The sequence below is a fragment of the Xanthomonas axonopodis genome (assembly GCF_001304695.1).
GTDB lineage: Bacteria > Pseudomonadota > Gammaproteobacteria > Xanthomonadales > Xanthomonadaceae > Xanthomonas > Xanthomonas axonopodis.
The window spans coordinates 1-12,309 of the sequence record NZ_JFAQ01000168.1; the positions used below are offsets into that span (position 1 = coordinate 1).

General features: G+C 64.3%; 8 protein-coding genes and 2 pseudogenes. 4 read left to right on the forward strand and 6 right to left on the reverse strand.

Translation table 11 applies throughout. The annotated features are described in order from the left end of the window. The coding region (locus tag XAXN_RS15100; RefSeq protein ID WP_134984895.1) for a DUF1153 domain-containing protein at window positions 1-255 on the reverse strand (255 nt) is incomplete at its 3' end. A gap of 37 nt (window positions 256-292) precedes the next feature. Next, a pseudogene (locus XAXN_RS23250) lies at window positions 293-575 on the reverse strand (hypothetical protein). 39 nt (window positions 576-614) lie between these two features. Here XAXN_RS23250 and XAXN_RS15105 point away from each other — a divergent pair. Together XAXN_RS15105 and XAXN_RS15110 are read left to right on the forward strand one after the other, a co-directional pair. Beyond that, a pseudogene (locus XAXN_RS15105) lies at window positions 615-3,374 on the forward strand (TonB-dependent receptor). Then, complete coding sequence (locus tag XAXN_RS15110; protein ID WP_054320151.1) at window positions 3,364-4,974, forward strand: histidine-type phosphatase; 1,611 nt, start codon at window positions 3,364-3,366, stop codon at window positions 4,972-4,974. Before XAXN_RS15105 ends, XAXN_RS15110 begins: the two are co-directional and overlap by 11 nt. 455 nt (window positions 4,975-5,429) lie before the next feature. Here the strand turns inward: XAXN_RS15110 and metK are convergent, their stop codons facing one another. Next, window positions 5,430-6,641 (reverse strand): methionine adenosyltransferase, encoded by a 1,212-nt coding sequence (gene metK, locus XAXN_RS15115; RefSeq protein ID WP_054320152.1) that lies wholly within the window; start codon window positions 6,639-6,641, stop codon window positions 5,430-5,432. A gap of 244 nt (window positions 6,642-6,885) precedes the next feature. Here metK and XAXN_RS15120 point away from each other — a divergent pair, with 244 nt between their 5' ends. Further along, a complete protein-coding gene (locus XAXN_RS15120) occupies window positions 6,886-7,986 on the forward strand; it encodes a metal-dependent hydrolase (protein ID WP_054320153.1) in 1,101 nt (366 codons plus the stop codon). Here XAXN_RS15120 and XAXN_RS15125 read toward each other — a convergent pair. The 3 genes from XAXN_RS15125 to XAXN_RS15135 form a co-directional block, all read right to left on the reverse strand. Next, entirely contained in the window at window positions 7,980-8,807 is an 828-nt protein-coding gene (locus XAXN_RS15125) for a class I SAM-dependent methyltransferase (protein WP_054320154.1), read from the reverse strand. The genes XAXN_RS15120 and XAXN_RS15125 overlap by 7 nt on opposite strands. Before the next feature lie 28 nt (window positions 8,808-8,835). Then, window positions 8,836-9,834 carry a tRNA dihydrouridine synthase DusB gene (gene dusB / locus XAXN_RS15130; protein ID WP_054320155.1) on the reverse strand — a complete coding sequence of 333 codons (999 nt, stop codon included), beginning with the start codon at window positions 9,832-9,834 and terminating at the stop codon, window positions 8,836-8,838. 93 nt (window positions 9,835-9,927) lie between these two features. Beyond that, a complete protein-coding gene (locus XAXN_RS15135; protein WP_245149958.1) occupies window positions 9,928-12,030 on the reverse strand; it encodes a glycoside hydrolase family 98 domain-containing protein in 2,103 nt (700 codons plus the stop codon). Here XAXN_RS15135 and XAXN_RS23255 point away from each other — a divergent pair. Further along, the coding region (locus XAXN_RS23255; protein WP_245149959.1) for a hypothetical protein at window positions 12,020-12,309 on the forward strand (290 nt) is incomplete at its 3' end. The two genes, XAXN_RS15135 and XAXN_RS23255, sit on opposite strands and share 11 nt — an antisense overlap.

The window sequence follows — 12,309 nt, forward strand, 5'->3', positions numbered from 1 at the left end:
TTGGTGGATTTCTGGCGTTCGATCAAACGCGCGCACCCGGCAATGCAAGCCGCCGTCTTCGGGCTTGGCCCGCAGCGCGTTCTCCAGGCCGCGCTTACCTTCCTCGACCCAGCCTTCGATTTCATTGGGCGTCAGGTCGAACTGCCGGCTGGCCAACGCCACCGTCGTCTTCCCCTGGATGATCTCCAGCACCAGCGCCGACTTGCCCCGGGCCGTCCAGCGCTTGATCTGTTCTTCGTCCATCACTGCACTCATCGATGTCTCCTCTGAAAGCTAACACCTGAGCAGAGTTTCAGTGGGTCATTACAGATACGCATTCCTCGCAGCACGCGGGTATGCGCGCGCAGGCGGCGATATGGGCTTCCAGACATCGGCGATTGTGCCGAATTCCGCACTGATTGCATGCATTTTTCAGTGGCGGCAAGCTTTGTCACCGAACTGAAATACCGCATCGCCACCATGCGCGGCGCCTGCCTGCAGGTGTGATGCAGTTCCGCCGCTGCTGGCTGCCTTGCTTCCCCACATTTACGGCGGCGCAGTCGTGGCGCGTGTCCATAGCGCGCTGCTGCATTCATCGGATTTCATCATGATCGTTCGTCGTTCGTCGTTCGTTATTGCGTCCTTCGCGTTTGTCGCAGGCGTTGTGCTTGTCGTTGTGCGCTTTATGCGGTCATGCCGCGGCCCAGGCCACGCAGGCCACCACGCCCGCGCAGGGCGACATGGCCATGCTGGACAAGGTCACTGTCGCGGCCACGCGCTATAACGCGACCGACATGCAGATGGCCGCCACCAACACCGTCAACGTGTTGTCAGCCGACGATCTCAAGACCACCGCCGTGCACAACGTCGCCGAAGCGCTGGGCCTGATGCCGGGCGTCAACGTGATCAACACCGGGCAGTCGTATTTCGGCGGCATCGACGGCGCCGCGCGCGGCGAGGGTATGTTTTCATCGGTGCGCGGTCTCAATGCCGAATACAACGTCAACCTGATCAACGGCATCAATGTCGCGCAAGGCATGCCGTACAGCCGTGGCGTGCAATTGAGCCTGCTGCCGCCCTCGGGCTTGCAGACCATCGTGTTGAACAAGACCTCCACCGCCGACATGGACGGCGATGCGATTGGCGGCACCATCGATTACCGCACGCCCAGCGCATTCGATTCGCCCGATCGCCCGATCGCCAGGGCGGCAGCGTGACCTTGAGCGGACGCCTGGAAAGCCGTGCACGCGACTACGGCGATTCCGGGCTGGGCAGTGGCGCAGCCGGCGATTGGCATGCGCGTTTCGGCGATGCCGGGCAGTTCGGCGTGTCGGTCAGTGCATATTACGACGAGCGCCATTTCGTGAACAGCGAAGTGGCCTCTGCCTCGGCTGCACGCAACTGATGGCGCGTGGAAATTCGCGCGTGCCGATGCCAGCGGCAACCTGGCTGCCGGCGCCGACCCGCAAGAGGTCTTGCAGAGCACCGGCGTGAATATCGGTTATTCGCAGGGCGACACACGCCGCTACGGCGGCAACGCGGCCTTCGATTGGCGCGTGGATCCCAGTTTGCATCTGTATGCACGCATGACCTACGCCTTCGCCAAGACCGAGCAGAACACCGGCTACATGCAGTTCGTGCCGGCCAATGTCAGCTTCACCCAGATCGGCAGCAGCGGCGTGTATCAGCCGCAGATCAATCGCGTGGCAGTGCGTTACTGGTACGAAACCAACCCCGAGCAGGCCGACCTTGCCACCGTGCAGTTCGGCGCAGAAAACCAGCTCGGCCACTGGACATTCGCGCCGAACATCTTCTACGGCACCGGCAATAACGACCGCCCGGATCACGTGGAAATCTCCGCGCGCAACGACCAGTACAGGTCGACCAACTTTGCCTATGGCGCCAACCGTTTCATCAGCTACAACGGCGACGGTTTCCCGATTCCATTGCTTACCCCGGCGATGCAGGCGCAGGCCTCGGACGTGGGCAGCCTGTATGCGCGGCGCACCGGGCAGATTTCCAAGCAATACAGCGGCCAGGACAAGGGCGGCGGCAAGTTCGATGTGGCATATGACTTCGATGCGGGGCTGCTCAGCCGCATTGCCTTTGGCGTGAAGTATGTCGACAGCTCGCGCAGCTTCACCGATCGCGACTGGACCAATGCCAAGTACACCGATGGCACCTTGTTGCGCGATACCGGCCTGATCGCACAGCGCTACGATGCGGTCTATCCGGGCCAATACGCGTTTCCCACCGTGCGCCTGAGCAACGCAGCGCTCAACGACCTGATCGCGCGCACGCTCACCCCCGCCAGTTTCGACAGCTGCGGCCAGTTGGCGATCAACAACCTCAACTGCAACACCATACGCGCGACCGAAGCGGTGAGCGCTGCCTATGCAATGGCCACCTTGCGCACCGGCAACTGGGAAATCCTGCCGGGCGTGCGCTTCGAACATACCACCATCACCAACACGTTCTGGGCGCAGCCGGCCGCCATCGACGGTGCCGAGCAGGTCGGCGCATTCGCCAATAATCACACGCGCTACAACGTCGCCTTGCCCAGCGTGTTCGTCAATTACCGGCCCGATGGCGATGGCGCGGTGTATCGCGGCTCGGTGTGGACCAGCTACACGCGCCCGGCATTCGTGCAACTGGGCGGCGGCCGCTCGACCGACATCTCCAGCGATGGCCAGACCACCATCACCGAAGGCAACCCGGATCTGAAACCGATCAAGTCGCTCAACTTGGACCTGTCGGGCGAATGGCAGAACGACAGCGGCGGCCACGCCATGCTGGCCGGCTATTACAAGCGCCTCACCGATTACATCTACGAGAGTGGTTCCAGCGCCGCCAATGCCGGCGAAAGCGAAAATGGCAATCTCCGTTTCGTGCGTCCGCAAAACGGCGGCGACGGCCGCGTGCTGGGCCTGGAAGCGGCCGTGCGGCAAACCTTTCAGGGGCTACCCGCACCGCTGGACGGCTTCGGCATCGGTGCCAACATCACCCGCCAGACCACGCGCGTGGACCTGGGAGAAGAAGGCTTCGCACGCGAACGTATCCAGAATGCACCGAACTTGCTCGCCAATGCGGAACTGTTCTACGAAAAGGGGCCGTGGTCGGTCAACCTGAGCTATCACTACTCCGGCGAATACGTGTCGGTGTACGACTATCTCAACCAGGGCGCGCATTGGGACAACCTGTGGATCAAGCCGATCACCCGCGTGGACCTGCACCTGGGCTATGCACCGAACGATCACCTGCGCGTGGATCTGTCGGTTGCCAACCTCACCAAACAGCACAGCTACTGGGCGCACGTGGGCCATGACACCGATGCGATTTCCGACATCGTTGATTCCGGCATGACCAGCCTGTTGACCGCCAAATATGTGTTCTGATCACGCACAATTCGCATGCGACCGGCCAGGCGCGCAGCAAGAGGCAAATGCCATGACGAACACGCAACACAGTGCAGGCCGTGCACGCGCTTGCGATGGAACGGGGCAGCGGACATGGCAACGCGCGTTGTCGGCCAGCGGTGGGGAGCAGCAATGGGCCGCCCGCGTTGTCGCGCGCATAGGTGCTGCGATGGGGATCGCGGCACCTATGCGGCAGGCAAGGCGCAGGCAGTGCATCGGCACTGCGCCGAGGTCTGGCACGCCCCGTTGCACGCCGGTGACAACCGGCAGCGCGCTGTGGCTGGTGTTGGCGGCTGCGTTGGCGTTGAGCGGCTGCACTGCTTCGACCCCGAGCGTGTCCATGGCGCGCGCATCCACAACGCACGGTGGCGATCAAGCGACCGGCACCGCTGGCAAACAGGTGGGCAGCGGTGCGCCGGCGTCGACAAAGACCGCGCAACTGGAGCGCGTAGTGGTGGTGTTCCGGCATGGCGTACGCGCACCGCTGCAAGGCGAGGCCGCTGCCGCGCACTATGCCGACCAACCCTGGCCGCAGTGGTCCACGCCTGCCAGCCTGCTGACCCCGCATGGGCGGCAAGGCGTGCGCTTGAGTGGCGAGTATCTGCGTCAGTGGCTGGTGCAGCAGGCCTTGTTGCCGAGCAACGGTTGCCCGGCAACCGGCAGTGTGTCGGTGTGGGCCAATACCGATCAACGCACCATCGATAGTGGCGCCCTGCTGGCCGACGCGCTCGCCCCCGGCTGCGGCATCGTCGCCGGGCATCGGGAGGCTGGCAGCAACGATCCGCTGTTTCGACCGATCGAAGCCGGCACGGTGCCGTTCGATGCGGCTGCCGCGGTCGCATCGATCCAGCAACAGACCGGTGGCCCTGCCGCGTTGCTGCAAGGCCACGCCGCCGAGCTGCAGGCACTGCAGCAGATTCTGGGCTGCACGCGGACGCCCTGCGAATTCGCGCAGATGCCGTCCAAGCTGGCGCCGTCGGCCAACGGGCGCGGGCTTAAGTTAGGTGGGCCAATCGATCTGACCTCCGGCACCGGCGAGGTGTTGCTGCTGCAATACGCAGAAGGCCTGCCGCTTTCGCAGGTCGGCTGGGGCCGTGCGACGCCCGAGCGCCTGGCCCAGGTCTCACGCTTGCACGCATTGCTGTTCGACATCTACGCACGGCCGCACTACATGGCCTCGCGTTCCGGTGCGCCGCTGGCGCGCGAGGTCCTGCAACGTTTCGGTGACGCGCAGGCGCCGAAAGTCTCGGTGTTCGTCGGCAGCGACACCCACATCTCCGCCTTGAGCGGCCTGCTGGATGTGCATTTCCATCTGCTCGGCTACGGCGCCGACGACCCGCCACCGGGCGGCGCGTTGTTGCTTGGTTTGTGGCGCGAACCCAGCGGCGAGCGTGTAGTGCGCGCCCACTACCTGGCGCAATCGCTGGATCAACTGCGCACCCTGGCGCCGCTGGATCTGGCCCACCCGCCGTTGCAGCAGGAGGTGGCATTGGGTCTGTGCGCTCCGGCGCAACGGATGGCCTGCCCATTGCCTGAATTTTCCAAGGCGCTGGAACAGCAGTTACAGCTCGATCGGTAGCAACAGGTTCGCGACAGCTGTCCTGCGGTGGCATGTGGCTTCGCCCCGTACCCTCACCCCAACCCCTCTCCCGCGGGGAGATGGGCTTGAGCACTGGTTGGCGTCGTTGTCCCTTCTCCCGCAGGCGGGAGAAGGTGCCCCGTAGGGGCGGATAAGGGTACGTGCGCAGCCACGTGCTATTCGGCAGGTGAGTGGCTTCGTCCCGTACCCTCACCCCCAAACCCCTCTCCCGTGGGGAGAGGGGCTCTATCTCCTCGCCGGCATGCGCGCTGCCTATGATGGCAACAACACGGTCGCTCTCGCCGTGCAGCGCCAGATTGCTGCACCAGGCCACTGCAATCGAAACAACTTCACCAGGGTCGAGCGCCTCCCGCCGACAACTCACAAAACGCAACTGGGCCGCTTCAGCGGCCCAGTCATGACGCATCTGCCTCGCTTCCGCAGGAGCGGGGTGATTATTTCAGCTTGGCGGCGGCCTGCAGGGCGTCGGCGCGGTCGGTCTTCTCCCACGAGAACGAGGTCGCGCTGTGCTGCGCGCCGGTGCCGTCGGTGTAGGTGAAGTCCTTCGGCTTACGGCCGAAGTGGCCGTAAGACGCGGTCTGCTGATACATCGGGTGGATCAGGTCGAGCATCTGGATGATGCCGAACGGACGCAGGTCGAAATGCTTGCGGATCAGCTTTTCGATCTGCTCGTCGGCGATCTTGCCGGTGCCGAAGGTGGTGACCGAAATCGAGGTCGGCTCGGCCACGCCGATGGCGTAGGAGACCTGCACTTCGCAACGGTCGGCCAGGCCCGCAGCCACCACGTTCTTGGCGACATAACGCGCGGCATAGGCAGCCGAACGGTCGACCTTGGACGGATCCTTGCCGGAGAACGCGCCGCCACCGTGACGCGCCCAGCCGCCGTAGGTGTCGACGATGATCTTGCGACCGGTCAGGCCGCAGTCGCCCACCGGGCCGCCGATCACGAACTTGCCGGTCGGATTGATGTGGAACTTGGTGCCCTTGTGCAGCCACTTGGCCGGCAGCACCGGCTTGAGGATTTCCTCGCGCACCGCTTCGATCAGGTCTTTCTGCTTCACGCCTGGGTCGTGCTGGGTCGACAGCACCACCGCGTCGATCGCCGTCGCCACGCCATCTTCATAGCGCAGGGTGACCTGCGACTTGGCGTCCGGACGCAGCCACGACAGCGGCGAGTTCTTCTTCTTGCGGATCTTGGCCTGCTGCTCGACCAGGCGGTGCGAGAGGTGGATCGCCGCCGGCATGAAGCTGTCGGTTTCGTTAGTGGCATAGCCGAACATCAGGCCCTGGTCGCCGGCACCCTGCTGCTCGGGGTTCTTGCGATCCACGCCCTGGTTGATGTCCAGCGACTGCTTGCCGATCAGGTTGAGCACGCCACAGGTCTCGCCGTCGAAGCCAACGTCGGAGCTGTTGTAGCCGATGTCCAGGATGACCTTGCGGGTCAGCGCTTCCAGATCGATCCAGGCACTGGTGGTCACTTCGCCGGCCACGATCGCAACGCCGGTCTTGACCATCGTCTCGCACGCCACGCGGGCGCGCTTGTCCTGGGCCAGGATGGCGTCCAGCACTGCGTCGGAGATCTGGTCGGCGATCTTGTCCGGATGGCCTTCGGAGACCGATTCGGAGGTGAACAGGTAGCTGGACATCAGACTTATATCCCTTGATTCGGATGAAAAGATGGGTGCGGATGATACACGCCCCGTGTGTCGGTTGCATTGTGCGCCTGAATGGATCGCTTTGGGGTTAAGCCGACGCCGGTTCCCCCGGCCGGACGTATGGACCTGGGCGTTGCGGTGACGATTCACTGCCCGGCGACGCAGCGGCGCCGGCCGGCCGCACGCCGCGTCAAACATCCGGATCCGTGCATGTGCGGCCTGCTAGCATCGGCTGATGGATTCATTGACCCATATCGTTCTTGGAGGCGCCATCGCTGCCGCCATCGCGCCGCCCGGACAGCGGCGTGCCGCCTTGTTGGCCGGCGCGGCACTGGGCACCTTGCCCGACCTCGACGCGCTGGCATTGCTACCGCTGACCGACGACCCGGTCACCCAGATGACCGTGCACCGCAGCGTCAGCCATTCGTTGTTCGTGCTGCCGCTGGTGGGCTGGTTGATCTGGTGGCTGTTCCGCCGCTACGGCAACGGACGCGTGGCCGGCGCACCCACGCGCTGGTTCTGGGCGATCCAGCTGGCCTTGATCACGCACCCGCTGCTGGATGCGTTCACCGTCTACGGCACCCAGCTGTGGTGGCCGTTGCAGCCGCATCCGACGATGTGGTCGAGCGTGTTCATCATCGACCCGGCCTATACGTTGTGGCTGTTGCTCGCCTGTGCGGTGGCCTGGTTTGCGCGTGCGCGCCCGCTTGCGCAGCGCGCGCTGGTGATCGGGTTGGTGGCGAGCACCGCGTATTTGGGTTGGTCGTTGATTGCCAAGCAACTGGTGGACCGCCAGGCCGACCGCGCGCTGGCGGCGATGGGCCTGGCCGATGCGCCGCGGTTTTCGGTACCGATGCCGCTCAACACCTTGCTATGGCGCGTGGTGGCGATGACGCCCAACGGCTATGTTATCGGCGAGCGTTCGCTGGTGGCCGACACCGGTCCGATGCACTTTCGCGGGTTTTCCAGCAACACGCAGGCCTTGGGCGAAGTGGCCAGGTTCGATTCGGTGCGCCGGCTGACCTGGTTCAATCGCGGTTTCATGCGCGCCCGCCTGGTCGACGATGACCTGATGCTCAGCGACCTGCGCATGGGCCTGGAGCCGGACTACAACTTCAACTTCGTGGTAGCCCATCGCGACAACGGAACGTGGCAGCCGATCGTGCCGCGGCAGGTACAGGCGGCGTACCGTGCGCCGGTGGCCCGCGATCAGATTGGCGCGGTGCTGGCGCAGATGTGGCATCGCATCTGGCACGAGCCCCGCAGCACCGTGCTCACCGGCGACCTGGAACATGTCGGCACTCCGGTCGCCGCGCCCGCATCGGCAACTCAATAAACCGTGGCGCGCGCCTGCACGAACGAATAGAAAAACACGGCGTCCGGATCGCTGTGCACCTGCGCCAGCTCACGGTGCATGCCCTCCACGGTGGCGGCCTCGACCGCGCCGGCCTGCAGTAATTGGTCAGCCGCCGAGAGCAGCACTTCTTCCCAGAACCCGATCATGGTCTTGCGCCGGCCCGGTTCGCGGTTGTCCAGGTGCAGCGTCTTGATCTGCGTCTGTACATCGCGAAAGCCCCCGGCCAGCAGCAGGTTGCCGAGCTTGGCACCGACGAATGGGTCGCCGCCCTGGTCGTGCTGGAAATCGTTGAATGCCATCCAGTAGCGCCACAGGTTGGGCGAATACGGATGCAGCAGGAACGAGGCATTCATCACCTCGGTCACGTACACCGGCGAGCCAGGCAGCAGCACGCGCCGCACTTCGTTGAGCACGCGCGCAGGCGAAGGCACGTGTTCGAGCACCCAGCACAGAAACGCCGCATCGAACTGGCGCGCTTCGAACGGCAGGTCGCTGGCATCGGCCTGTTGCAGGGTGTAACGCGCGCGGCACCATGCCAGCCGTTCGAGATTTGCGCGTGCCGCGCCCAGTTGCGCTTCGCTCAAATCCACGCCGGTGACATGCAGCTCGGGAAAACGGCGCAGCAGGATTTCGGTCTGCGCGCCGACGCCGCTGCCCACTTCCAGCAGGCGCCGCGCGCCGCTGTAGTCGATCTGGTTGAACAGCGTGGTTTCCAGCAAGCGCGCCTGTTTGAGCAGACGCGCCTGTTCGGTGGCGGAAAAGCCGTGCAGATAGGTCGGGGTGTCGCTCGGTGCGCTCATGCGTGCGGCTCCAGCAGGACAGAAAACCTCAGGCAGCGTCCGATAGTGCGGGCGGCACGCCGGCGATCAAGGCATCGAAGTAATCGCGCGTCAGGGCCAACTGCGCTTCGGGGGTTTCGGCGCGATTGACCACCGCCCGGAAGTCGGCGCTTTGCGGGTGGTCCTTGGCGTACCACCCCAGATGCTTGCGTGCGATGCGCACGCCTTGCGGTTGGCCATAAAACGCGTGCAACGCTTCCAGGTGGCTGAGCAAGGTGTCGCGCACGAATGCCAGCGACGGCGGCGGCAGTACCTCGCCGGTAGCCAGGAAATGCGCCACTTCGCCGAAGATCCACGGGCGGCCTTGCGCGGCGCGGCCGATCATCACCGCATCGGCGCTGGTGTCGCGCAGCACCTGGGCGGCTTTCTGCGGCGAGTCGATATCGCCATTGGCCACAACCGGGATCTGCAGCGCGGCCTTGATCTGCGCAATCGTCGCGTACTCGGCGCTGCCGGTGTAATGCTGGTCGCGGGTGCGCCCGTGTACGGCGAGCGCGGCGATACCGCAGTCCTGCGCGATACGCGCGATCGTCGGGCCGTTGCGGTGGTCGCAATCCCAGCCGGTGCGGATCTTCAACGTCACCGGCACCTTCACGGCCTGCACCACCGCGGTGAGGATGCGTGCCACCAGGTCTTCATCGCGCATCAGTGCCGAGCCGGCCCAGGCATTGCACACTTTCTTGGCCGGGCAGCCCATGTTGATGTCGATCAATTGCGCACCGTGGTCGACGTTGTAGCGCGCCGCCTCGGCCAGTTGCTGCGGCTCGGTGCCGGCGATCTGCACGTTGATCGGGTCCGGCTCGCCGGCATGGTCCATGCGGTACAGCGATTTGCGCGTGCCCCAGAAACGCGGGTCGGAAATGGTCATTTCCGACACCGCCAGGCCCGCGCCCAGCCGCTTGCACAGCAGCCGGAACGGCTTGTCGGTGACGCCCGCCATGGGCGCGAGGATCACCTTGGGAGCGATGGAGTAAGGGCCGATCTGCATGGGGCTAGTGTAACTTCAGCAGTGACAGCCCTTTGTACTGCCAACCCTGCAGCAGCCGGGCCGGCCTGTTGCCGGCACCGCCGCTGGTATCGCTTACTGCGAGACGGCCAGATTATCTAGGTACAGCTTGGCCTGGTTGCCTGCACTGGCGCGGTACTCGACCACGTTATCGCCGGCATTCAAGGGCGCCGTCAGTGGACTGCTGGCCCACTCGCTGGCCGAGCTGGTCTGGGCGAAGGCCGGGGTACCGACACGCACGCCGTTGACGTACAGGTCCACGGTACCGACGCTTGCGCCCGGTGCGGAATAGCGCGTGGCCAGCGTGTAGGTTCCCGCCTGCGGCACGTTGACGGTGGTCCGCAGGCGCGCGCCGGGGTTGCCGCCAAAGTCGACATAGCCCAGGCCCTGGAAGTTGTGCACCGTGCCCGAGACGCCATTGGCGACAAGGCTGCCGATGCGCAGGAAGTCGAAGTTCTCCGCTTCGTATTGCCGCACACCCGTGTAGGCGGGCGGCGCGGCCGGTGCCTGCAGTGCCGTGACCGGCATGGCGCTTGCGCGCCCGGTGGCCGCGCCGGAGCACTGGATGGTGATGTCCAGCGGACCGTTGTGGGCGACGTTCAGAGTCAAACCGCCGTTGCTGGGGGTGGCGGTCACGCTACTGGGCTTGTGCTCGCCGCGATCGGTGAAGGTATAGGTCGGCGTACTGCTGGCGCCGCTGATGGTGATGGTGTCGGTCTTGAGCGGGCCGGTTTCGGAATCGAAATTGGTCAGGTAGATCGACACCGAGTTGGCGAACTCCTTGACCACGCCCGTCGTGTAGGGGCCGTAGGTCATGTTGAGCGCGGCGCAACTGTTGTACTTGAGGTTGAATGCACCGCTGGCGGTCTTGTTGGTCTTGTAGGGGTTGTAGGTGACCCAGGTGTTGTCCTGGCGTCCCACGTAGAGGTCGCCGGTGGATTCCTGCGGGAACAGGGCATTCAGTTCTTGGGTCTTGGCCGCGATGGACGGCCAGCGGCTGTCGTATGCGCTGCGCTTGATCTGCACGGGGAAGGACTTGGCCAGGTCGTCGTTCAACTGCCACACGGTCGGGATGGCGGGGTAGCGTCCGATCTTCTTATACCAGCTGTGCTGGTTGAGATAGGTGCCGTCGTCGTCCATCAGGTAGAGACCGGAGAACAGCGTTTCCGGCGTTGCGTACACCGTACGGTCGTTACCGGTCGTGACATCGTCGACCACCACCACCTTGGTGCGATCGATCACCTGCCGGCGATTGAGGATGTGCAGGGTGCCGTCGAGGACCTTGCGATAGACATCCATGTGGATGTTCTTGAACTGCGGGAAGAACTGCCAGCGCCGCGTGTTGTAGCCATCGGCGGTGGTGCCGTTGGGCAGGCTTTGCACGCTGTCGGTCCAGATCAGTTCCGGGCCGTCGAAGTAGGTTTCGCCGGTTAGCGTCAGGTGCTCGATCAGATGCGGGGCGCCTGCCGGGATCGGATAGGCGCTACCATCGGCGGCGTACCAGCCGCTGCTGTCCGGACGGATGCCGTAATGGCCCGCGAATCCCGACAGGAACATGCCCAGGCTGACACTTTCGATGTCGTGGTAGCCATAGTTCATCGTGAACTTTTCTTCGATGATGAAGTTCTTGGCATAGCTGGTGAGCGAGGTGCGCAAGGCATCGTTACGCTTGACCATTGCCAGCGGGTTGATGTTTGCGCCCCAGAAGCCGCCAGTGAAGCTTACCGCCAGATAGCCGCCGTACTTGTTGGTCAGCTTGAGCAGATTGGCCCAATGCTCCCAGCGCTGCGCTGCCGACACCGAGCAGGGTTGATCGAATCCCCAGAACTGCTCGGCATAGTTGAAGCCGAGGAAGTTCGGGTAGTCGCGGAAGAATTCACCGTAGACCGTCGATTCGAGATCGGTGCCGTTGGGATAGCCGGGGAAGTGGCTGAAGCCACCGCTGGAAGGCTGGACCATCGCCCACACGCCATTGGCTGCCGCGGTCTTGATCCACGAGCGGGCCGTCTCGATTCCGTTCTCCACCTGATTCCAGTTGCACTGATTGTTGGTGGCGCCGTTGTGACTGATCGAGAGCGAGATCAGCAGCACCGTGTAGGGGCGCAGGTCTGCAGGAATCAGATCGATGATCTTCTGCGGATCGGCCGCGTTCCAGGTGTCGGCGTGGATGACGAACATCGGCTGGTCGGGCGAGAGGGTGCGCCGGAACGATGGATCGGTGCTCGTACTCGACGTTGTCGTGCTGGTAGGCGTGGTGTTGGGCGCCAGGGAGCGGGGTGTGCTGACCGTCACCATCGCGGTCGGCGATGGCGAGGGTGTCTGTGCGGCGCTCGCATCGGGGCCATCCTGGCCACCGCAGGAACTGAGCAGGCACGGCAGCAGGAGGCTCGGCAACAGGACGGTCTTGCGCGATCTAGGCAGGATCATCGGTTCTTCCATTTTGGTAGGGGGGGGGGG

Coding starts and splice junctions, on each gene's coding strand:
- XAXN_RS15110 (WP_054320151.1), top strand. CDS start 3,364: ATGTGTTCTGATCACGCACAATTCGCATGCGACCGGCCAGGCGCGCAG.
- metK (WP_054320152.1), bottom strand. CDS start 6,641: ATGTCCAGCTACCTGTTCACCTCCGAATCGGTCTCCGAAGGCCATCCG.
- XAXN_RS15120 (WP_054320153.1), top strand. CDS start 6,886: ATGGATTCATTGACCCATATCGTTCTTGGAGGCGCCATCGCTGCCGCC.
- XAXN_RS15125 (WP_054320154.1), bottom strand. CDS start 8,807: ATGAGCGCACCGAGCGACACCCCGACCTATCTGCACGGCTTTTCCGCC.
- dusB (WP_054320155.1), bottom strand. CDS start 9,834: ATGCAGATCGGCCCTTACTCCATCGCTCCCAAGGTGATCCTCGCGCCC.
- XAXN_RS15135 (WP_245149958.1), bottom strand. CDS start 12,030: ATGTTCGTCATCCACGCCGACACCTGGAACGCGGCCGATCCGCAGAAG.